Annotated in this window: 16 protein-coding genes and 2 pseudogenes; 7 read left to right on the forward strand and 11 right to left on the reverse strand. The window is 37.3% G+C overall.

The annotated features are described in order from the left end of the window. Positions 1-46: 46 nt before the first annotated feature. The 4 genes from RM573_RS14025 to RM573_RS14040 form a co-directional block, all read right to left on the reverse strand. Entirely contained in the window at positions 47-979 is a 933-nt protein-coding gene (locus RM573_RS14025) for a DUF4340 domain-containing protein (protein WP_311583342.1), read from the reverse strand. Positions 980-991: 12 nt separating this feature from the next. Further along, positions 992-3,901: a Gldg family protein gene (locus tag RM573_RS14030; RefSeq protein WP_311583345.1), complete on the reverse strand. Its 2,910-nt coding sequence runs from the start codon at positions 3,899-3,901 to the stop codon at positions 992-994. After that, positions 3,891-4,841, reverse strand: coding sequence for an ABC transporter ATP-binding protein (locus RM573_RS14035; RefSeq protein ID WP_311583348.1), 951 nt, complete (start codon positions 4,839-4,841; stop codon positions 3,891-3,893). The genes RM573_RS14030 and RM573_RS14035 overlap by 11 nt, the downstream gene beginning before the upstream one ends. Before the next feature lie 312 nt (positions 4,842-5,153). After that, on the reverse strand, positions 5,154-5,639 hold the full coding sequence (locus RM573_RS14040; protein WP_311583467.1) for an Hsp20 family protein: 486 nt from the start codon (positions 5,637-5,639) through the stop codon (positions 5,154-5,156). Between the two features lie 386 nt (positions 5,640-6,025). Here RM573_RS14040 and RM573_RS14045 point away from each other — a divergent pair, with 386 nt between their 5' ends. Further along, entirely contained in the window at positions 6,026-6,658 is a 633-nt protein-coding gene (locus RM573_RS14045; protein ID WP_311583351.1) for a hypothetical protein, read from the forward strand. A gap of 343 nt (positions 6,659-7,001) precedes the next feature. On the opposite strand, the gene RM573_RS14050 is transcribed toward RM573_RS14045, so the two are convergent. Beyond that, positions 7,002-7,598: a LysE/ArgO family amino acid transporter gene (locus RM573_RS14050; RefSeq protein ID WP_311583356.1), complete on the reverse strand. Its 597-nt coding sequence runs from the start codon at positions 7,596-7,598 to the stop codon at positions 7,002-7,004. 128 nt (positions 7,599-7,726) lie between these two features. Between RM573_RS14050 and RM573_RS14055 the strand changes: the two genes are divergently transcribed. Then, positions 7,727-8,623 (forward strand): LysR family transcriptional regulator ArgP, encoded by an 897-nt coding sequence (locus tag RM573_RS14055; protein ID WP_311583359.1) that lies wholly within the window; start codon positions 7,727-7,729, stop codon positions 8,621-8,623. A 70-nt stretch (positions 8,624-8,693) separates the two neighbouring features. Here RM573_RS14055 and RM573_RS14060 read toward each other — a convergent pair whose 3' ends face one another. The 3 genes and pseudogenes from RM573_RS14060 to RM573_RS14070 all read right to left on the reverse strand — a co-directional run bounded on the left by RM573_RS14060 (position 8,694) and on the right by RM573_RS14070 (position 11,240). Continuing rightward, complete coding sequence (locus RM573_RS14060; RefSeq protein WP_311583361.1) at positions 8,694-9,800, reverse strand: SPM autocatalytic domain-containing protein; 1,107 nt, start codon at positions 9,798-9,800, stop codon at positions 8,694-8,696. A gap of 202 nt (positions 9,801-10,002) precedes the next feature. Further along, positions 10,003-10,137, reverse strand: a pseudogene (locus tag RM573_RS14065) (hypothetical protein); the annotation flags it as partial. Between the two features lie 188 nt (positions 10,138-10,325). Next, positions 10,326-11,240 carry a LysR family transcriptional regulator gene (locus RM573_RS14070; RefSeq protein WP_311583363.1) on the reverse strand — a complete coding sequence of 305 codons (915 nt, stop codon included), beginning with the start codon at positions 11,238-11,240 and terminating at the stop codon, positions 10,326-10,328. A gap of 111 nt (positions 11,241-11,351) precedes the next feature. Between RM573_RS14070 and RM573_RS14075 the strand changes: the two genes are divergently transcribed. The 3 genes from RM573_RS14075 to RM573_RS14085 all read left to right on the forward strand — a co-directional run bounded on the left by RM573_RS14075 (position 11,352) and on the right by RM573_RS14085 (position 14,178). Next, positions 11,352-12,338 (forward strand): zinc-dependent alcohol dehydrogenase family protein, encoded by a 987-nt coding sequence (locus RM573_RS14075; RefSeq protein ID WP_311583365.1) that lies wholly within the window; start codon positions 11,352-11,354, stop codon positions 12,336-12,338. A gap of 189 nt (positions 12,339-12,527) precedes the next feature. Further along, on the forward strand, positions 12,528-13,247 hold the full coding sequence (locus RM573_RS14080) for a DUF4437 domain-containing protein (RefSeq protein WP_432280244.1): 720 nt from the start codon (positions 12,528-12,530) through the stop codon (positions 13,245-13,247). Between the two features lie 124 nt (positions 13,248-13,371). Next, positions 13,372-14,178: an SDR family NAD(P)-dependent oxidoreductase gene (locus RM573_RS14085; protein WP_311583367.1), complete on the forward strand. Its 807-nt coding sequence runs from the start codon at positions 13,372-13,374 to the stop codon at positions 14,176-14,178. A 418-nt stretch (positions 14,179-14,596) separates the two neighbouring features. On the opposite strand, the gene RM573_RS14090 is transcribed toward RM573_RS14085, so the two are convergent. Next, complete coding sequence (locus RM573_RS14090; protein WP_311583370.1) at positions 14,597-15,874, reverse strand: serine hydrolase domain-containing protein; 1,278 nt, start codon at positions 15,872-15,874, stop codon at positions 14,597-14,599. Positions 15,875-15,958: 84 nt separating this feature from the next. After that, a complete protein-coding gene (locus RM573_RS14095) occupies positions 15,959-17,017 on the reverse strand; it encodes a helix-turn-helix domain-containing protein (protein ID WP_311583372.1) in 1,059 nt (352 codons plus the stop codon). Positions 17,018-17,361: 344 nt separating this feature from the next. On the opposite strand from RM573_RS14095, the gene RM573_RS14100 reads away from it, so the two are divergent. Further along, positions 17,362-19,431: a S9 family peptidase gene (locus RM573_RS14100; protein ID WP_311583374.1), complete on the forward strand. Its 2,070-nt coding sequence runs from the start codon at positions 17,362-17,364 to the stop codon at positions 19,429-19,431. Between the two features lie 638 nt (positions 19,432-20,069). Further along, positions 20,070-22,283: a prolyl oligopeptidase family serine peptidase gene (locus tag RM573_RS14105; RefSeq protein WP_311583377.1), complete on the forward strand. Its 2,214-nt coding sequence runs from the start codon at positions 20,070-20,072 to the stop codon at positions 22,281-22,283. Between the two features lie 91 nt (positions 22,284-22,374). Here RM573_RS14105 and RM573_RS14110 read toward each other — a convergent pair. Further along, positions 22,375-22,543: pseudogene (locus RM573_RS14110) on the reverse strand (endonuclease III); the annotation flags it as partial. Positions 22,544-22,701 lie beyond the last annotated feature (158 nt).

The raw sequence follows: 22,701 nt of genomic DNA on the forward strand, positions 1-22,701 counted from the left end.
TTAAAGGGGGAAGTGTGTTACTGCTTCCCCTATTTACTTGTGACCTTTATTCGTCTGATAAAGTGGTTGCCTTGTCCTCCCCATCGCTATTTTTTGCTAAAGTAAATTGGTTTAAAGACAATTGTGCAATTTGTTCAAATTTGAATTTTGGCAAAGTAAACCAATAGTCAATGTCATCACGTTTGACAAAATAATTATCGGAATTTTCAGCAAAACTATAAACAAATTTTTCATCTTGATCGTTGTGCACTGTTAAAGTATTGGTAGCTTGCAATGTCTCAGAGGCTAAGCCAGTTACCGATAAACTAGTCAGTTGATTAATAAAGTTTTCAATGGATGTTGTATCTAAAGCTTGTTGCTTATCCAGCGTAGAAGGGGGCAATAATTGCCACCCTTCGTCCGTTTTTGCTAGGTTTACTTGGCTATGGCTAATTTTATTGATGCTATCAATTGATAACATTGATCTATCAAACCAGTTATTCACATCACTAGAGAGTTGATAAGTACTAAATTTAATTGAGTAAACATCGTTGTCTGTTACATCACGAACATAAAGTTGTTTATAACTAGGAGATTTACCTAAAAGTAGCACCTGTTCATTGCCATTGTCATCTGAAAAGATCACCTGTTTCTCAACATTATCTTGCGTAAGGTTAAAGCGCTCATGGCTACTTGTGGTTCTGGTTACGGGCCAAGAAACGTGAAGGTTTGCTAACTCAGACGTTAATGCACTTAACTTATTTTTTTGTAATACAAGTGCAGAATATCCATCAAGCTGCCATTGATTATCCTTTTGAATAAAAGTAAGTTGCTCATCATCTTCGATAATTTTAATTTTTTTGATTGCATCAGTATTGATGGTTAATAAAGGCTTTTGCTCGATAACTTCATCCATCGCAGAATTAGCTGAAAACAAAAAACCTGCAATGACGAGCTGTAAAACAAAAAAGGCCGATAATAGGGGGATGTGCTTGTTCATAGTTAAAATCTCCTATTGCGCTAACCAAGTTAAATAATAACGCTGTTTACGTTTATTTCGTTGTCGGTGCCACAATGCAATTCCTGCTAACATCGCAAATGCGATAACATAGTTACTGTATTCCCAAAAGAGTTGTTCGTTATGATCCATTGGCGGCAAGGTTCGATTAAAATTTCCTCGAGAGCGAATACTCATTAAGCCTCTATCTTCCAATGACCAGTCAATACTATTGACTAAAAGTTGTAAGCTATTGAGATAATCATGTTGACTTGCACCGCCGGTTAATTGTAATACTTGATCTTGTACAAAATCATTAGCACTAATTAAGATGATACGGGCACTGTCTGGCGCGTGTTTAATGACGCTACTAACATCAAGTTTTGACGACTCCTCGGTTGAGTTTTCTGATTCATTTTTTTGTTGTTCTGTTTCAACCTTTTCTGATAGCGAAGCCAGTAAAGGTGATTCTTTATCAGCAAAATAAGAAGTAAACTTACCTTGAGCAATTACCCCTAAAGTTTGCTTGCCTGTCTTGCCTTGAGAAGGATAAGACGTTTCACCACTTTGGTTCACTTTCGGCATGATATCTAATGACGTTGAAGTCCAAGCATTGTTTGAGCTTGTCAGCAGTGAAGTGAATGTAATGTCTTTGTTTTGCTCGGCAATGCTTATTGGTGAAGCCCAGGGCACGGTCAGTTGCGGTAATTCAGACGTGATCAAAATTTCTTGATTTAACCCATCTCTAATATCGATGAAATAGGGATAATCTATCATACGCATTTCTTGAATTTGAAAGCCTCCAACACTCCGAGTTACAGGAATTGGAAACGCAGTATTATTTGCATCTAGTACAAGACTGTTTTCGATAGTTAAACCATGATGACTTAACCATTCTTCAAGACCGCTTTTATGGGAAGCCATTGACAAACCGCCTCCAGTGAAATTTGCACTAAAAGGGGAGGTAGCGGCGATCACAGTACCACCTTTCATTAAGAATTGATCAACGGCAAATAATTGTTTTTCATCCAATAATTTTGGCGAAACTAACATTAATACATCGGCTTCTCCTGAAACTGAACCATCGGTTAAGTCTTCATTTATCACGTTCAATTCTGTGCCAAGCATACGCTCTAGTTGATTAAAGTTTGCTTGTGACATGCCATAAGACGAAGAGGGAGGCGTCACTAGTGCTACATTTTTAGTAAAGCCGGTGGCAAATCGTTTAATTGCGGCATCAATATTTTTTTCAAAGCTAGCATCACTAAAGTCATCAAGCGATATTTGAACGAGTTTGTCTCCTGCAGAAAGCGTCAAATAAAAATAAAATGCTTGGTTTGAAAATAAGCTTGTTGCCATCGGTTGAAAGCCATAATCTTCAGCTATTTTTTGTGCAACTTCACCACCATTTTTTTCAGGTTCGATAAATTGTACGTGTAATTTATTCTCTGATTTTTCCTTTATCTTGCTTAATTGTTCTTCAATGCGGGTTTTAAATTCAACCAGTTGTTTAGGTAATTTTTCAGCGGCTGAAATATAGCCGGTAAAAGTCAGTGCTTGTTTTACATTGTCAAACAAGTTTCCTGCACTTTGATAACCGTGCAGAACTGTTTTAATGGCTCTGGTAATATCGTGTTCAGGATTACGTAAAAGTACCTCTACATCAGACTCTGCTCTGGCATTTACTTCAATTAAATCTCTAAAGCCAAGCACTTTATATTCATCTCCATATTGCACGAGTATATTAAAGTATGAGCTGACAATTGACGCTTGGTAGCGATCTGCCACTTGAAATGGCACAGGCTTAATAGCAAATTTACTATTTGCTTCTTCTTCTAATTCAGGGTGTTGTATAGGATCTATAAACTCAACTCTTACGCGACCCTTTGCAGCTACTTCATATTCTTCCAGCAAATCTTTCACTTGAGGAACTAAGGGGGCGAGTAGGCGGTGTGTTTTTTGACTAAAATAGCCACGAATTAACATCGGTTCTTGTAATTGTGCAAGGTAACTTTCGGTAGTTTCTGAAATTGAATACTGTTTGCCTGCCGTTGTATCAAGTCGTAATTGAGGTAATTGGCTTAACCATAAATTAGCAGATAATAAATTTATCACTAATAAAGCAGTGATCATTTGCCAATGTTGATGATAACGACTTTTATGTATTTTTTGTTTGGTGTTGATCGCCCATCTCTCTTGCTCAAGAAAATAAGTATTGAGCGCTAAAAAAACGAGAGTTAAAGAAATATAATAATACAGATCTCGAACATCTAACACGCCACGTGTGATGTCTTCAAAACGAGAACCTGTGCCTAACTGGCGAAAGAATTCGGCACTTTGATGGCCAAAAAAGTCAGTGAAAGCTGAGCTACCTATAAAGTAAAACAAGCCACCAATAAAGCAAGCGGTGATTAAACTGACAATTTGATTATCATTTCTTGCGGAAACGGCTAAGCCAATTGCGATATAGGCACTACCAAGTAGTAATACGGCTAAATAACCTGAAATTACTGGTCCCCAGTCGAGTTCTGCTAAAATACTAACGGTTATAGGTAAAGGTAAAGTCATGATCATAGCGATGCTGAGTAACGATACACACCCTAAAAATTTCCCCAAGACAAAGTGCCACAACGGGACTGATTGCGTATGCACATATTCTATCGTGCCGCTCCTTCTTTCTTCACTCCAAAGTTTCATGGTTAAAGTTGAACACAAGAAAATGAGTAATAATGGCATCCATTCAAACATGGGGCGAACGTCTGCAATATTTCTAGAAAAAAAAGACTCTCCCCAGAAAAAAATAAAAAGGGTAATAGCAATAAACGCCCCAATAAAAAGGTACGCTATCGGTGATGCAAAAAATAAAGCAATTTCTTTTTGAGCAATGCGTTTCGCATTAAACTTAGCTGTATGATTAGGCTGCATTTTCTACCCCCTCATCTGACTCTTTTTGATTGTACTCATTACTATTTATTTGATTGAAAACCGTTTCTAAATCACGTTTTTGAGGATAAATTTCGAACAGTCTCGCACCTGCTTCAATGATAGTTTTGCTAATGTCGCTGCAAATATTTTGAGCAAATTCTTGTTTTGAGATTGTTATAAAAAGGGTGTTTTCTCCGCAACTTTTAACTTGCTTAATACCTGAAATTTTTTCGAGATTTTGTTTATTTTTGTAATCAGTTTTCACGGTAATATGCAGGCTGTGCTGTAAGGCTGCTAATTTTTCATTGAGCACTAAGCGACCAGACTTTAGGATCAAGACACGGTCACATAATGCATTCACTTCTTGCATTATATGAGTCGATAATATAACTGTGGCATCTTTAGCTATTTCTTTGATGAGAGCTCGCATATGCTGGGTTTGTTCAGGATCTAAGCCATTTGTTGGCTCATCTAATATTAATAATTTTGGACGACCTAAAATAGCTTGAGCAACACCGACACGTTGTTTATAACCACGCGATAAGGTTTCAATAGGTGCAAGTAATTTTGCTGATAAATCAGTCGCTTGGATAGCTCTTTTTATTTCAGCAATTTTAACATTAGCCTTCATTCCTTTTAAGTCAGCGGCATAATCTAAGTATTCTGCTACAGTCATTTCCGGGTAAACAGGTAAGTTCTCAGGTAAGTAGCCGAGTTGCTGTTGTAATAATTTTGTTTGCGATTTCAGCGATATCCCATTTAAAGAAACTTCGCCAGCGTTTGCTTCTAAGTATCCACTGATCATTTTCATAATCGTGGTTTTTCCTGCACCGTTATGGCCAAGTAAACCAATAATTTCGCCTTTTTTGATAGTAAAACTCACGTCATCTACTGCGACAAAACTGCCATAGCTGCGAGTTAAATTGCTCACATTTAGCATAGTGTTCTCCAAGAGTTATAGATTAATAATTTTATGAATATAAAATGCCAGAAATAGCGGTAAATGCGCTAGGTTAAGTGCGTTTTTGAAAATCGAAAAATACATTGTTTATAGTCTCCTAATTTACCGGGAATATTCCCAAAAAACATGTACGAAACGAGTTGATTTTTTTGATATGGGCGAAAAATAAAACTTCAAGTTTAAAAACAAATTTTTTAATGACTCTGTAAAATAACGTTTTTTTTACATAAAAGTGCTAATAATCATTTGGTTATGAAAATAGAAGGGTGTAACGAGTACACCCTTGCTGTGTTAAGCCGCTTTATCTGTTTTAGTGGCTTTTTGTTCTTCCTCTACTTTGTGTTCTATCGCAGTTGTTTGTTGGTTAATGGCTATCTTTTTAGGTTTCATTGCTTCAGGAATCTCTTTAATAAGATCTATCGTTAATAGTCCATCTGCTAATTTGGCGTTTGTTATTTCAACATAGTCAGCTAAGTTGAATTTACGTTCAAATGTTCTATTTGCGATGCCGTGATAAAGGTATTTGTGCTTATCCTTAGAATTTTTATCACCACGAACGGTTAGCACACCTTTTTCAACTTGGATGTCGAGCTCATCTTGAGAAAACCCAGCAACGGCTAAAGTAATAGCGTACCGGTTATCCTCTATTACTTCGATATCGTAAGGGGGGTAACTGCTGATTGTTGTATCAGATGTTAGTGCGCTATCGAGCATAGACGCAAAACGATCAAAACCAACACTATTGCGATATAAAGGGGTTAAATCGACTGAATTCATCATATATCCTCCATTGGAAGCAACATAAAATTTAGACAATTAGTTGGAGCAAGATCTCTATAAAAGACAACCTAGCTACGATCATTTAATTAGGGATTGTGAGAATAATTTCAAGCAAGATTTTTAGTTTAGATTTAAATAAAAATTATAACTTTTATGCTCTTTTGTATATAAAAAGTGGAAAGGGCACTCTAGTTAAATGCGAGATATATTGTGTGGCGTGAAGTCTTATGTGACCCGTTATTATGAATGAGAAGTGTCAGGTTAATTTACAGTTTGAATAAATGAGAAATCTCGACAACTAGTAATGGTTTGAATACTGGTTATATTTTAGCATTGGTATGGCCTATGCTTATTTCGAGTTAAATAACTAAGAGGGATTTATCATGTACCTTTCATTGAAAAAAATGACATCTATCTTTATTTTTCTAAGTAGTCAATTCATCGCATCTCATGTTTACGCCTCATTAATAGTTAATACTGATAATTTACTCATTGGCGCTGATAATATTGTTGTTGATGGAAACCTATACAATGTACGTTTTTCAGATTTGACAGGTCGTCAACTCTTCGAACAACCTGGAGGAGGCTATGACTTTGGGCCCGTTAATGATGGAAATAAAGCTCTGTTTTCAGCGGCGCTCCTTGATCAGGTTTTGTTGGGTGATTATGATACTATGCCTGAATTAACGTTTGGCTGCAAAGATACTGACAATGATACATGTTGGATTTTTACTGCCTTTCGAACACATACACCCGGTAACATTGGAGCAAGTGTTGCGGTTAATTATGCGGATTCAATACCTGATGCGTTTTCCGCTGGTAATCCATTTCCTGATGATCATTTTGATATGATCCCTGTAGATCATTTTCAACCTAATACCCCTAATCCACAAAGACAAGTATGGGCGGTATGGAGTCCGGTAAATCAACAAACTGTACCTAGCCCTGATAGTGTTTGGTTGTTATTTACCGGAATTGTTATGTTGATGTCTAAACGTTTCTTAAGTCTTTCCTAAAACAGTAAAGAAGCACTATTTAGTAAAGAGCAATGGCAAAAGTGTTAATATTAAAGGGAATACATTTGTCTTAGTATCAAGAAGATAAACTGTGCTCACTTTAAATTCGCGCAGGGTGCTTTAGCACAGCAAAGCGATAAACAGCTCGTCTATTTTAAACCCAAAGCGCTAACAGAAAATGGCTACTATACGTAATGGCTTTGGTTGAACAATAACCAGGCTTTACTTGATAGGCCTGTTAAAAAATCGCCTCGAATCTCGAGCTCAACGAATACTAATACGGTTGTTTAGAGCGATAACTGTAGTCATTTATTGTCGGTGTTGAAATATAAAGCTTTGTAATTTATGCCATTAAAAAGAGTTGTGCAGCGACAATAATCAGTAATGATGCAATGCCAAAGTCAAAGATTCGCCAGCGTGCAGGTGAGTTAAGTATCACTTTTAATTTAGGCGCAAAGCCGACAAGGCTAGTAAACCAAATAATTGATCCTAAACAAGCGCCAAGCGCAAATAAGGTGGGATCCGGTTGTAGTGCGCCAATACTGCCAAGTAATACTACGGTATCTAGGTAGACATGTGGGTTTAATAAGCTAATGGCTAAAGCAGCAAGTGCCGTTTTCCACCAAGTTACTTTAAGAGATGTTTTTAACTGCAACCCTGAAGTGCCTTTTATTGAACGAGATAATGACCCATAAGCTAAATACAGTAAAAAAACTATTCCTCCCCAAGTAAATAAAGGAATAAATTCAGGTAACCATTGTTGTAGTTCACTCGCCGCGTAAACGCCAATAAGAATTAAGCTCGTATCACAAATAATACAAACGATTCCGATAACTAAACGATTCGCTCCCGCCATACACTGACTTAAAACCCAAATATTTTGTGCTCCAATAGCAATGATTAAACTTAGCCCCAGCATCATACCGGTAAAAAATGACATTATTTTTCAATCCTTTATTTCAAGTTTTTGGTAAAAAATATGATTTAGTTATTTTTTAAAGTTTGCAGCTTAAATATAAAATTGATATAAGTACAATGAATAAAAGTAATGATATATGAGAAATACTCATGATTGATTATCAACTGCTCGACGCTTTAGCGGCCATAGTGAGTGAAAAAGGTTTTGAAAAAGCGGCGAAAAAGTTATTTATCACCCAATCGGCGGTAAGTCGGCGAATTCATCAATTAGAGTCAATGATTGGCGAACCGGTTTTAATTCGTAAACAACCACCAAAACCTACAGCAATCGGTAAAAGGTTATTAAATCACTTACAACAAGTTCGCCAACTTGAAGTGGCCTTAAGCATTCGCTCTTTAGCTGACGAAAATTTACAAGACTCACCGTTAACCGTGAAATTAGCTGCTAATGCTGATTCGTTAGCCACTTGGTTACCTGAAGCATTAATGCTACCCAAGGCAGAAAAAGTTTGTGACTTTCGCTTTGAAATAATTGCCGAAGATCAATCTATCGCGTTGAAAAGGATGAAGGCGGGCGAAGTGATGGTTTGTATTTGCTCTAATGAAGAACCGATAAATGGTGGCTTAGTCAGTGCTTTAGGGGCTTTTAGGTATAAAGTGATTGCTAGCCCAAATTTTGTTAAACGCCATAACATCACATCCGTTGAACAACTTACTGAATTACCTTGTTTAGTGTATGACGAGCATGACAAGTTGCAGCATCAATTACTCAATGAATTGAACAAGTCAGTGCCAAAATATACCCATATTTGTCCTTCATCAGAAGGCTTTAAACAAGCGATGATTGCGGGGTTAGGTTATGGGCTTTTACCGACATTACAACTAGGTGATGCTATTGAACAAGGTGAATTGATTGATTTAGTGCCTGGCTATTTTATTGATGTTCCCTTGTATTGGCATTATTGGCAGACAGAGAGTCCGCAGCTGAAATCGCTGCGAAATTTCGCCATTAAAGTTGCCTCAAATAAGCTTGAAACTTTGGCTTAAGTTGAAGGTAAATATTTCTTTAATCAGTTCAGTATCATGTGAATTTATCTCAGCAAAAGTACAGAATTGATTAAATTCTCACATCAATTTGATGAACCCCTTTTCCTACACCATCAGTACTGATCGCAAAGCTTGAGCGTCGCATTTCTGCCATAATATTGCCTTGGGTATCGTAAAATGAAAAAGGAGTATCGATGGCAGATGTATTAATTGCCAGGATATTTGCGTCGGATAACGATAGCATGTTGTTACTCTTTTCAGGTTGCCATAAATAAAGGTGTTCAAATACTTCATCTTCGTTGTCTATAAAGCCATTTCCATTACTGTCTAGTTCTGCAAGCTCATTAAAGCCATGTCCTGTTTGAGGACCAAATAATTCGCTGCCATCATCGGCTTTTAAGTTTTGATTTTTGTCATACACTAAATAACCAACATCTCCCGAAAAAACAGGTAGATTATCTAAGTTACCATCTCGGTTAATATCAAAAGAATGATGGTCTTTAATTTCTCCAATTGATCGTTTTCCAAATTGCACGACGAGTGGATCTTTTAAGGCGGCTGCTGTCATTTCAATTGAACTATAGCTAGTTTGTTCAGTTGAAATAGCAAATGAGTAATCCATTTTTAGATGTTGGCCATTTATATTAAATTCGCCATTCATTTGATAATTTAAACTTTGGCTTCGGTGCTGCCATTGTTCTACTTTTAATAAATCACTTGAGTAAAATGGTATGCCGTCGATGTTAACTTGTTCACTCTCACTGCTGTTAACGTTATTCTCTTGATTAGGATCTTGAACAGTACTTTCTGATTCATTGTTTGGTTGAAAATCGAGCTCACTAAATAATTCACCGAATTCTTTACCAAAATATCCTTCTAAAATAATTTTCAATAACTCTACTTTAGGGGTTAAAGGGCGGTCGTAGGTGTCAGTTGGCTGGGTTTCATTTTTTGAAGGGGGATTCGACAACATTTTATTCGTGTCATCTTTAATTTGAATCATGAGTGCTTGATTGATTACGCTGACACTTTGTAAATCTGAAAAAGGCGCTTGTTTTGATTCAGACGCCGTTGGCTTATCAAGTACGGTAAGTTTTCTGCTATGAGCGAAAGTTTGCTGATATTGAGCATGTTGATTAATTGATTTAGTGGTAATAGCTGTTGAATTTACCGACATGACTTGCCTCCATGTAATATGAACACGGCCGAGTTTTGGCTTTACGGCAAATTGTCAAAAACTCGAACGATAGAGTTTATTATTTTATTATCGGCGGGAAAAATTTAAACTGTAGGTGTTTTTTTGAACAGTGAACCAAAATTTAGAGACATAGCGATAATTGTCAAAATATCAACTATGCCTACTTCATTTGAAGTGTTGTTTACTTAATGATTATGAAGAAGAAAGTATCAGATCCTGATATTCCCATATTTATCCAAGGCTCTTGTGGCGCTAATGCTTCTCCTTTTTGCAGTAGCTCAATTGAGACATCATCCGGTGACTTTATAAATACCATACCAAAACGATTTATTGATATAAAAATCTAATGATTCAGCTAAATTAGCAACCCGTACCACAGTAAGTAGGCATTTCATTTAATTGTAAAACGCTAAAGCAAAGGTTTATCGAGATTGATTGAATCGCAGTATAAAGTGATTTTTTACTGATTTGATCACTGCATTAAGGGCTATTCAACTCAAATATTTAATGAAAAAAACTCTCTAAATCTTGGTCCCAGTAAGGCTTTTCATTAAAATGTTCAGTTAAGTAGTCTATAAAGGCTCTAACTTTTGGAGCAAGTTGTCTAGAACTTGGGTATACCGCCCAAATAGCGGTTTGAGATAGTAATGGGTAATCAGGTAAAACTTCTACTAATTCTCCATTTAACAGTTGCTGATAAGCACTCCATGTTGAGTTTACGGTTATTCCTAAACCCTTTACACATCCATCCCTTATTGCTTCTCCGTTATCAGTTCTAAAGTTACCTTTTACTTTTATAGTAAAGGTTTCTTTTTTCTGTTGGAACGTCCAATTATCTAACCCCATTAGCGTAATACAGTTATGATTTTTTAAATCATAAGGTGTTTCTGGCATGCCAAACTCGGCAATATATTTCGGCGAAGCGCATAATATACGTTTATCAGTGGTTAATTTTCTAGCAATTAGACTAGAATCTTTTAATTCAGAATTACGAATAGCGATATCAAAACCGCCTTCGACTAAATCTACAATAGTATCTGATAGCTTTAGATCAATTTTTAAATGAGGAAAGTTTTGCATAAATTGAGCAAGCGCCGGCACTAAATGCATTCGGCCAAACGATGCTGGAGCTGCAATGCGAAGAGTTCCCATGGGAGATGAGCTACCGGCACCTACTGAGGCTTTTGCTGCTTCGACACTTGATAATACGTCTTCGGCATGATGTAAAAATGCTTGACCTTCTTCTGTTAATGACACTTTTCGTGTTGTTCGATGAATTAATCTTACCCCTAATTTTTCTTCCAGTTTATTCACATGGCTACTGGCTACCGCTGGTGACAAGCCTAACTCGGCGCCAGCGGTACTAATGTTAAGAGTAGAGGAAATCCGGACAAACAATTCTAAATGTTGAATATTCATTATCAATAAAAACTATAAAGTGATTATATATTTATAGCAATTATCAACTTATTAACCAAGTTATATAATGGTTTCAATTCAGAAGAACTTAAAAATATTATGGAGAAAATGATGAAAGCGATGATTATTAATCAATTTGGTGGTACTGAAAATTTTGAGCTTGTTGATGTTGCTAAACCTGAAGTTAAGCCTGGCCATGTTTTGATCAACATTAAAGCAACCAGTGTTAATACTGTGGATACAATGATCAGACAAATGGGTGAAGAGTTACCACTGTCTCCGCCTGCTCCTGCTATTTTGGGTATGGATTTCGCTGGTATTATCCAGGCCGTTGGAGAGGGCGTGAATGAATATAACGTTGGCGATGAAGTTTATGGCTGTGCAGGTGGTTTAGCTGATTTACCTGGTACATTGGCTGAATATATGGTCGCTGATACTAAGTTAATTGCATTAAAGCCTAAAAATTTAACCATGGAACAAGCAGCTGCATTACCGTTAGTAGGAATTACCGCCTATGAAGGACTGCAACGTGCTGGCATAACAGAAGGTCAAAAAGTCTTAGTACATGGTGGTTCTGGTGGTGTCGGTCATGTGGCGCTTCAATTAGCAAAATACTTTGGTGCCGAGGTTTTTTCTACAGGTGGAGGAGATAAGCAAACTACTTTAATCGAAAAATTAGGTGCGAAATCTATCAACTATAAAACAGAATCAGTCGTTGATTATGTTGAAAAGCATACATCAGGCCATGGCTTTGATATCGTTTTTGATTCGGTAGGTGGTGAAAATATGCTCCAATCTTTTGAGGCTGCCGCATTGAATGGTCAAGTGGCTTCAACGGTTGCTATGGTAAATATAGATTTATCCGTTGCTCACTTTAAAGGCTTATCGCTTCATGTCGTGTTTATGTTAATTCCTATGTTGCACAATGTGAAACGCGAAGAACATGCACATATATTAAAACAACTCGCAAATATTGTTGAAGCAGGAAAGCTAACGCCAATTCTTGATGACAAGACATTCTCTCTGGAAGAAGTTGGCGATGCGCATGCACACCTAGAAAGTGGTGCAGCAATCGGTAAAGTTGTTGTATCCGTCTAGTGATAAATGTTTGTTTTAAGAGGTGTCGAGTAGGCATCTCTTATTATATTAATGTAAGAGGTTGATTATGTTTTCTATTTCAAGATTTCTGATAAGTTTTATTGTTTTTATATTTCCTTTTTTAGTTTTGCGAATAATCAAAATAAAAATTCAGAAGTAAAATCTTCAGAAGATATTAACTGGGGATATTTGAATCCACTGCGTGGTGATAAAAGTCCTGGGGCAGCAGATTTATGGGGCGATAGAACAAAAAATGTTGCCACAGGTATGTTAGTGAAATTCAACAAAGGATTTTCATCTCCGCCTCATATTCATAATATCTCATACCGCGGGATTGTGATTGATGGATTAATGCATAACGATGATCCTAAGGCTGAAAACATGTGGCTTCCTACTGCATCTTTTTGGACTCAGCCAGCAGGAGAAAACCATATTACAGCAGCTGATGGCGAAACAAATTTAATATATCTTGAAATTGATAGTGGTCCTTATTTAGTAAAGTCTCAAGATCAAAAATTTGATAATGGCGAACGTCCTATTAATTTACACACCTCTAATTTGGTTTGGCTTAAACAAAATGACTCATCATTCATTGATGGTGAAAATATTGCCATTTCATATCTTTGGCAAAATATTAAAGTAACGAATTCTGCTGGTTATCTTATAAAGTTAGCTAAGAATGAAAAATATAAAATTTCCACAACAGCTTCAGAGTTTCGAGCAGTGATCATTCAAGGAGACGTTGATTATATTTCGAAAGAAACCAGTCAAGTGAAAAGCTTAAGAAGCAGTAGCTACTTTAGTTCTAGTGATACATTTGTCCATAATATAAAAACTGCAAAAGAGACTATTATCTACGTCAGGAGCAATGGAGAATTTAACTTTGTATCTGAAAGATTAATTAAATAGCTAGTGTATTTCGTTGTTATTTTATATGAGATACATGTGCTTATCGAATGTTATGCAAATTGAATATACGAGCAGGCACTGTTAGTAATAACGCTTAATTTATTGATAAATAGGGAGTGAAAAGATGATGAAAAAAATATTAATTACCGGTGCTACCGATGGAATAGGTTTAGAAACTGCGAAAATATTAGCGTCTCAAGGCCATCATTTATTAATTCATGGACGAAACCCACTAAAGCTTCAACAGACAATTCAGTTACTAAAGGAAATGAGTGGCGGTAATCAAATAGACAGTTATCAAGCCGATTTATCATTGTTTAGTGATGTAAATGAGTTAACATTCAAAATAAAAATTGAACATGAGTATTTAGACGCAATTATCAATAATGCGGGGGTGTTCAAAACAGGCAACACGATCACCGATGACGGTTTAGATGTCAGATTTATGGTGAATACAATTGCTCCCTACATTATCACTAAACATTTAACGCCTTTATTATCTGAAAATGCTCGAGTGGTTAATTTATCATCGGCTGCGCAAGCCCCTGTTAATATAGATGCATTGTTGGGTAAGCACGTCATTGATGATGATTTTCAAGCTTACGCGCAAAGTAAGTTAGCTCTTACTGTTTGGTCACAAGAAATGGCTAAATCATTAAAAAGTAACCAAGTGATCGTGGCCGTAAATCCAGGATCGTTATTAGCGAGTAAAATGGTTAAAGAAGGGTTTGGCTTAGCAGGAAATGATTTAAGTATTGGCGCAAATATATTAGTTGAAGCAGTGAACTCTGCGGAATTTCTAAACGCGTCAGGTAAGTATTTCGATAATGACGCTCAACAATTTTCGTCACCTCACAAAGAAGCCGAAGATCCAGCTAAATGTGAACAACTCATGGCTGCACTTATGGTCGTAACAAATGTAAAACGATAGCTTTTTGTTTAATAGGATGTGGAGCGTCAAAATCAACAGGCTTATTTAACGCCTCATATAATATATAAATGAACAGATATAGATGACTGCGGTTTTAACTCGAACCATAAGCTTCATCGAAACATCTGCTATGCAAAATGGTACGTGACTTTCATTAAAGTAAAGTCCTGTAATTTTTTCTTTTATATTATTCTAGCCTGCAAGTTTTCGCGATAATTACGTTATTGGAAACTCAGAAAACCAGATTTTCACCTGTTATTGAGAGCCTGAAATAGGCAATAGAAAGTTGACAGTACAGATTTCCATTTCACATTTGCAAGAATAAGGTTTCACTCTCTCTTTGTGGGCTCATTTTGCGAAGTCCTAATGGCTTCTGTAGTGTCAACTTTGCTGTTGTGTGGTAATTTTAATGATTAATTTATGGGATGAAGGTATCTATTGTTTTTTGTTTTTCTATTGCATCAATGAATAGTTTAGTTAGTTCATAGGAAACACTAGCAAAATCTGAGAATACTTCAGTTCTGATATTAGCATTAACCGATATTGACAATTGATACTCCGGAATAATCATTAAAAAGCTTTGTGCTCCAGCGGATACACCACCATGATGAATGAAACTAAGCGGTTGGTAGCCATCGCATAAATCAAGTTGATGAATGCGCCAGCCTATGCCATATTTTTGCGGGTTTATTTCACCATTGTTGATTTTTTGCGGCGTCCAAAAGGTGGCTCTGGTTTCTGCTGAAATAAAGTCATTATTCATAAAACCTTGCCCTAATTTTACTAAGTCTTTGGACGTTGATACCCAGCCGCCTCCTGCTAAACGGTGACTTAAATCAACGTCATACCAAACTTTTAATCGTTGAGGTTGGTTTTTGTCTTGCCAATAAAATGTCGCAAGTTTATTGCTTGTTTTATGTGGTGTTTCGGTAAACGTTGAGTTCATGGCTAGCGGCTTGAATACTGCTTGTTGCATATAGGTTTGATAAGTCACTTTTGCTTTGATTTGCATTAATGCGCTGAGTAAAACAGTGCCAAATGATGAATAACTAAATTGTTCTCCAGGCTCAAAAAGCATGTCACTTTCATCAAATATTGTGATGGCTTCAAGAGGATCTTTAAAATGCGTTTGAGCACTTAATGTTTCTAATATACCAAAGGTTTCGGTGTTGTCTCCGTAATGTGGAATACCTGCGCTGTGAGATGCCAGTTGCCTTGCAGTAATATTTGCCCAGTGTCGATTCGGTATTACATCAAAATAATCACTTAAAGGCTGGTCTAAGTTAAGTTGGCCGCGGTCAACTAGACGGGCGAGACCAGTTGCAGTTAATGCTTTGGATGTACTGCCAATTCTTAGTTGAGTGTCAGTCGTCATCGCAATTTTATTAGTAATATCCGCCCAGCCAACGCTACCTGCCCAAATTAATTTACCATCTAGAGCTACCGCTGCTGTATAGCCAGGAGCCGCAATTTTTTGTTGTTGCAAGGACAGCAATTCTATCGCTTGATTTGCGACTTCCTTGAATCTAATATCTAACACTTTATTGCTTGTAGGTTGCTCCGTAGGCCAAGTAATGTAGTTAAAACCTATCATGGGCAACATGCCACGAAAGGCCATACCCTGATAAATAGGCCAGCTTGTATACAATAGTGGTAGCAATATAAAAATGAATAAAATGAACAATGCTTTTTTCATAGCAACTCCTTAAATGAATGAAGGGTCCATTAAATGTTTTTGTTGCTACTACGTCTTATCGAAAATAAAAAATGCTGATCATTTTTAAAATTGATCACGATATTGTTTGGGTGTTAAACCTGTTTGTACTTTAAAAGCACGGTTAAAGGGGGCAATTGATCCATATCCAGCTTCTAGAGCTAAGGTAAGTATCGGTATGTGTTTTTTGGAGTTTTTTTGAAGTTGTTTACATACCCACGGAATACGATAACTATTTAAATAATGTGAGAAATTACTAAAACCAAGTTGTTGATTAATTAGCTGACGAAGTTGATGCTGTGGTAGTGCTAACATGTTTGCCAGTTTTCCAATTGTCAATTCTTGCTGCAAAAACACCCCTTCATCCATTAAATTCTTTAAGGAGGTAAGTTGCACTGATTCGAGAGTTTGCTGATCTTCATTCTTAGTTATCTCAGGAGCTAAACTATTCTTTAACATCTTGTTTTTAGAAAGCGTTGACGCTCTAGGTATTAGAAGATTTGATGCAATTACACTGACTAATAAAAAAATAATAAAAGCATTAGTCAGGCCAAAGGCAGTAGTGTCTCGAATGTTTTGAAATATAAATTCAAATGACACGAGTCCAATCATGTAAAAGCAGCAAAACGCAACTAATAATAAGCGAGTGTTTCGTCGACGATTGTCCAGATCATCAATGTATTCTGAAAGACAAATATAAATAACCCAAAGTAACACCACAATGCCTACTGCATGATTCATGTCATGCAAAATACTACGTCCTTTCAAGATCAAGAATACGTACATTAGGGTGAGTAGCCACATTGATATAAGCAGTAATAACCACTTGGCTTGTTGGAACAATTTAAAGTTTATTTTTAACTTATCTAAAGTAAACCATAGGACGGCTAATGGGATTAAGTCAGTGCCCAGCAATAAAATGTTACGCAAACTGCCAAAGTGAACATTTTCAATGGGGGTTGTTAAGAGAATATATGATATTAAACAAACGATTAACCCGATTTGTGGCAAAGGTAACAAGGGATATTTTTTAATTAAAAAAACGATGAGTAATCCAAGCTGACCAACGGCACAAAACCTAAAGAAGAGTTCAATGATTTGAATGTTTGAGAGTGTAATTTCCAATGTTTATTATTATTTTTAACAAGAAGTTAATATCTGCATTTTGTCAGATTCAAAGTAAGAGTTAAAGTTTAATAGTGTATGTCTAAATGACTATCATGAGGACATAATGACATCTCCCAAGCTTGAACTTTGCATTTTACCATGAGGTTTACTTAGGCCTTAGTGAAACTATTGAGCGATTAACTACGTGGTGCTCGCTAGGCACTCAACCATTATTTCATGCAATTCACCTTGTAAAGTTGGCTATCTACATTAAAAACATGGTGCTTATATCCTTGAATAAGCTATGTTTAATCCAGCTTTTAAATTTTTATCTAATTAAAACAATAAGAGATAAACTTATCATGAATAAAAACTATTTAATTAAATCATCGATACCGCTGTTATTTAGTGCGTTATTTGCCAGCCATACAACTTTTGCGCATGAAGCAACAAGCAATACATTATCTTTGAAAGATGTCTTTAACCTTGAATATGCGGCTAATCCGGTTGTCACACCTGATGGTAAACACGTTGTTTACGAGCGTCGAAGTATGGATATTATGACGGACTCAGTGCGACGTAACTTATGGTCGGTAGCACTGGATGGTAGTAGTCATCTACCTATTCTTTCTGATAGTAAAAATCATTTTAGCCCCGTCTTTTCACCTGATGGTACTAAACTGGCTTATCTTTCGAGTAAAGAAGGTAAGGTTCAAGTGTATTTGAAAGACTTAGCATCAAACAGCACTACTCGCGTAACAGATGTTTCTATGAGCCCTAGCAGTATGAGCTTTTCACCGGATGGTAAATATTTGGCCTTTTCAATGTTTACACCAACTAAATCCAAACCTTTATTTAATTTAGATTTTAAGCCAAAAGACGCGAAGTGGGCAGAAAGCGCTCAATATATCGATCAAACTAATTTTCAGCGTGATGGCATGGGGATGAAACGCCCAGGCAACATGCAAGTGTATGTTGTGCCTACCATTGGTGGAACACCTAGGCAAATTACCCAAGGCGCACACGATCATGCAGGGACCATGACATGGGCTAAAAATGGCCGGCAGTTAATTATTGCAGCAAACACCAAGGAAGATGCCGAGTTTGATATGCTTAATAGTGACCTGTTTAGTATTGACATAAATACGTTAAAAGTTACTCAATTAACCAATATGACTGGTCCAGAGCATAGTCCTCAATTAAGTCCAAATGGTAAGAAAATAGCGTTTGTTGGAAATGAAGATAACGGTAAATCTAATCAACTAAGCCAATTATACGTTATGGCTTCTGATGGCTCTAATATTGAAAATCTCACTAAAAACTTAGATCGCTCTGTTGGAGTGGTTAAATGGGCAGATAACGGTAAAGGCTTATATTTCAGTTATGATGATATGGGTAAGAAAAATGTAGCCTATGTAAGTTTATCCGGTAAAATTTCAACTAAAACAAGTAACTTAGGTGGCACCAATTTAGGTCGTCCATATACATCCGGTCATTACGATGTCACACCTAAAGGTAGTGTTGTGTATACTGCTTCGCAGGGAGATCGCCCAGCTGATCTAGCAATAGTGAATAGAAAGGGTAAAACAATACAGCTTACTGACTTAAATGGTGATGTATTTGATCACAAGTTAGTAAACAAACCAGAATTAATGACATTGAAAAGCAGTGTTGATAAGAGAGAACTCCAAGCTTGGATAGTAACACCACCAAATTTTGATCCAACGAAAAAATATCCATTAATTTTAGAAATACATGGTGGCCCACACACGGCATATGGCCCAGGTTACTCAACAGAAGTACAATTAATGGCTGCTGCAGGATATGTAGTTTTATACGGCAACCCACGAGGCTCTACGTCTCAAGGTGAAGAGTTTGCTAATTTAATTGATAAAAATTACCCCTCACAAGATTATAACGATCTTATGGATATGGTTGATGCTACGATTGCCAAAGGCTATATAGATGAGTCGAACTTATTTGTAACAGGTGGCTCAGGCGGTGGTACGTTAACGTCTTGGATTATTGGTAAAACTGACCGATTTAAAGCTTCGGTTGTAGCTAAACCGGTAATAAACTGGATAAGTATGATAGGCGCATCTGATATTTATGCTTATATGAGTAAATATTGGTTCACAGATTTACCGTGGAACGATTACGAACAATATTGGAACCGGTCTCCGTTATCACTCGTTGGCAATGTAAAAACACCAACAATGGTACTTACAGGTGAATTAGATGTTCGTACTCCTATGTCTGAAAGTGAACAGTATTATGGTGCATTGCGGTTACAAGGTGTAGAAAGCTCATTGGTTCGTATTCAAGGAGCTTACCACGGTATCGCGGCGAAACCTTCAAACCTTGCACGTAAAATTGGCTATATTTTAGCTTGGTTTGATAAGTACAAAGACGAGACAAACACTGAAGACTAGGCATTAGTTTTCTTGAAAAAGCCCCTGTTTACTGTTTTAGAATTGGGGCTTTTTACTTTTTAAAATCAGGTAAATATTGATATCAGATACACTAACTTCGGGAATTTAAAAATAATATATCCGTTAAACCTAATCGTATTTTTAACGTCCGTTATTAACCAATCGTCCTTCGAGTACTTTATTTTATTTCTCACTCTAGTCTTTAATAATACACGAGCCGCAGCGTGGTTTTTCAGGCGGGCCCCGTGTAATAACCGTCTAGTATTAGAAAGTAGTGAGCCTCTACTTTAAACTTTGTTCGCCCGACTTTAAGTCGCTTAGCTCGTCATAAAAGACAATTTACTTATGATAACTTCATGTGGTTTAAAACACGGCCGGTTTGAGTGTTTCCGCTATGATCAGCTACGCTACTAATAAGCGAGATAGTCCTGTGTCTGCCTCGTTGAATGTATGACAAATAAGTGGTTGGAAAAGATCGAAAATGATCGTTTTTTCTTTTATTATCAGAGGTTAGCACTAGAAAACCAAACCTTGTTTCTTCTTCAAAGCGCCAAATCAGCAGTTTCTTGTATCTTTGTTAGGTTCAAACTAAACTGAGCAATTATAAAAATAAAAATCGTCAAATTAAGGACTATAAGATGTCAATTTCAATCGCTAGAGTTACCACGTTAGGGCTTGCTTTAGGCTTTTCTCTCGTGGGGCTCTCCGCATGTTCCAACGATAAAAACCAAGTACAAAATGAACAAGCGACAGCACCATCTGCTACACAAGAGACTATAAGCAAAGTGAGATACAAACATATTGATTATAAAACACCCGGCCAAACAGACAATGATCATCTTTACTTAGAAGAAGTCTTGGGTGAAAAAGCCCTTCAAGACGTCAATAAATGGAATGCTCGTAGCTTAGAGAAGCTTATGTCGGATCCTCGTTTTGACACGATGCAGACAGAAGCATTAGAAATTCTTAACTCGAAAGACAAAATCCCCTATGTGTCATACCGAGGCGGTGAGGTACATAATTTTTGGCAAGATGAAACTCATGTTCGCGGTGTTTGGCGCAAGAGTTCACTCGAAAGCTATTTGTCCAAAAATACCAAATGGGAAACGGTACTAGATTTTGACAAGCTCGCAAAAGATGAAAACAAGAATTGGGTTTACAAAGGCAATAGCTGCCTTGGTCCAGATTATAAACGTTGTATTGTTAATTTGTCTGATGGCGGAAAAGACGCCGTTGTGCGCCGCGAATTTAATACGGTAAGTAAGAACTGGGTAAAAGATGGATTTGTGACTGAGGAGTCCAAAGGCACAATGTCTTGGCTTGATGAAAATCACGCCGTAATAGGTGTTAATTTTGGTGACAACACCATGACTGATAGCGGCTATCCTATGATTGCTAAACTTTGGAAACGCGGCACACCTTTATCCGAAGCGCAAAAAATTGGCCAAGGGGAGCAACAAGATGTTGGCTACTGGGGCAGTGTCATTGAATTGGCAGATGGCTCGCGTGAAATCATCAATGCGCGCTCGCTTACTTTTTACGACTCTATTTTAGAGTGGGTACCGATGAAAGACGGTCAACCGCAAGCTCCTGTTATTATGCCCCTTCCTGAAAAAAATAACACACACGGCTTATTCAAAGACCAAATGCTCATCCAACTGAATGAAGACTGGCGTGATTTTAAAACCGGTGATTTAGTGAGTTTCGATATCCATGATTTCATGCAAGACGGTAGCATTGAAACTGTTACCCTAGTGTTTAGCCCAGATGCAAAATCATCGCTTTACAATGTCGGTACGACTAAAAGCAAACTGCTACTTTCAATATCTGAAGACGTAACGAGTGCCGCATTTGCATTTGATTTTGTTGATGGCCAATGGCGCTCTGAAAAGTTAGATTTTCCAGCTAATGGCACGGTATCGATTGGTTCAACTAATGATAAAGAAGATGTTGCGTTTATTAGTTCAGAGAGTTTTTTAACGCCAGATACGCTTTGGACTTATAATACGGCAAGTGGCGAAAAGGCAAAAGCAAAAGGACTGCCAGCTTGGTTTGATGCGAGCACAATGATATCTGAACAGTTTTTCACGACGAGTTCAGATGGTACTCAAGTTCCTTATTTTGTTGTTCGAGATAAAAACGTCGCGATGGACGCTAAGAATCCAACATTGCTTTATGGATATGGCGGCTTTGAAGTTTCTCTTAATCCTAGTTATTCAGCACTCAGAGGAAAACTCTGGTTAGAAAAGGGCGGAGTGTATGTGCTTGCCAACATTCGTGGTGGAGGGGAATACGGACCTAAATGGCATCAAGCCGGGCTTAAAACCAATCGTCAGCGCATTTATGATGACTTTATTGCGGTGGCTGAAAGCCTCATTGAAAAAGGCATCACCAGTCCTAAGCATTTAGGCATTGAAGGTGGCTCGAATGGTGGTTTACTGATGGGGGTTATGCTCACTCAACGCCCTGACTTATTTAACGCTATTATTTGTGCAGTACCTTTACTCGATATGATGCGCTATCACAAAATGTTAGCAGGTGCGTCGTGGATGGGGGAATATGGCAATCCTGAGGATGACGTTGAAGGCGCCTTCTTGCGCCAAATTTCACCTTACCATAACATCGACCCTGCAGGTCAGTATCCAGAAGTCTTTTTTGTCACTTCAACCAAAGATGACAGAGTACACCCAGCGCATGCTCGTAAAGTTGCTAAACGTATGGAAGATTTAGGTCATGACTTCTTGTATTACGAGAATATTGACGGTGGTCACAGTGCCGCCGCTAATTTAAAAGAAACCGCTAAACGTTTAGCGCTTCAGCACACTTATCTTATGCAAAAACTCGCTGACTAAGGCGAGTTTAGTTGTTATAAAAAGTTGGGCCAAACGAGATGATAAGAGTAACAAGTAAAACTTGTTACTCTTTTTTATTTTTATATTCACATTAGCCTTCAATATTACAAACACCATATTTAGGTTTGCGGGCCACGCAGTTATATCGCCCGTGCAAAAAAGCCAATGATGTACATTGACTTTAAACTCAGCAGGTACAACTTTACGGAGATTAACTCGACCAGATCGACGTTTTTACGCATAGTAAACGTGGGACGGTTTTAGACGCGGGAGATGTGAGGGCGACTGCTATTGTTGGTCAGCCGAAAGATAATTAATGTAGAACAATGATAAAGTTAATTAGCTTGATGAGTTAAAATAAGTAATTGCATACGAATTCATAAGTTCAACATCTTGCATTAGGTTAAAGTAAGAAAAA

The organism is Thalassotalea castellviae (genome assembly GCF_031846185.1).
GTDB lineage: Bacteria > Pseudomonadota > Gammaproteobacteria > Enterobacterales > Alteromonadaceae > Thalassotalea_H > Thalassotalea_H castellviae.

Bases quoted from the DNA above. Each gene is read 5' to 3' on its own strand.
- RM573_RS14025 (WP_311583342.1), bottom strand. From the start codon at position 979: ATGAACAAGCACATCCCCCTATTATCGGCCTTTTTTGTTTTACAGCTC.
- RM573_RS14030 (WP_311583345.1), bottom strand. From the start codon at position 3,901: ATGCAGCCTAATCATACAGCTAAGTTTAATGCGAAACGCATTGCTCAA.
- RM573_RS14035 (WP_311583348.1), bottom strand. From the start codon at position 4,841: ATGCTAAATGTGAGCAATTTAACTCGCAGCTATGGCAGTTTTGTCGCA.
- RM573_RS14040 (WP_311583467.1), bottom strand. From the start codon at position 5,639: ATGAATTCAGTCGATTTAACCCCTTTATATCGCAATAGTGTTGGTTTT.
- RM573_RS14045 (WP_311583351.1), top strand. From the start codon at position 6,026: ATGTACCTTTCATTGAAAAAAATGACATCTATCTTTATTTTTCTAAGT.
- RM573_RS14050 (WP_311583356.1), bottom strand. From the start codon at position 7,598: ATGTCATTTTTTACCGGTATGATGCTGGGGCTAAGTTTAATCATTGCT.
- RM573_RS14055 (WP_311583359.1), top strand. From the start codon at position 7,727: ATGATTGATTATCAACTGCTCGACGCTTTAGCGGCCATAGTGAGTGAA.
- RM573_RS14060 (WP_311583361.1), bottom strand. From the start codon at position 9,800: ATGTCGGTAAATTCAACAGCTATTACCACTAAATCAATTAATCAACAT.
- RM573_RS14070 (WP_311583363.1), bottom strand. From the start codon at position 11,240: ATGAATATTCAACATTTAGAATTGTTTGTCCGGATTTCCTCTACTCTT.
- RM573_RS14075 (WP_311583365.1), top strand. From the start codon at position 11,352: ATGAAAGCGATGATTATTAATCAATTTGGTGGTACTGAAAATTTTGAG.
- RM573_RS14085 (WP_311583367.1), top strand. From the start codon at position 13,372: ATGATGAAAAAAATATTAATTACCGGTGCTACCGATGGAATAGGTTTA.
- RM573_RS14090 (WP_311583370.1), bottom strand. From the start codon at position 15,874: ATGAAAAAAGCATTGTTCATTTTATTCATTTTTATATTGCTACCACTA.
- RM573_RS14100 (WP_311583374.1), top strand. From the start codon at position 17,362: ATGAATAAAAACTATTTAATTAAATCATCGATACCGCTGTTATTTAGT.
- RM573_RS14105 (WP_311583377.1), top strand. From the start codon at position 20,070: ATGTCAATTTCAATCGCTAGAGTTACCACGTTAGGGCTTGCTTTAGGC.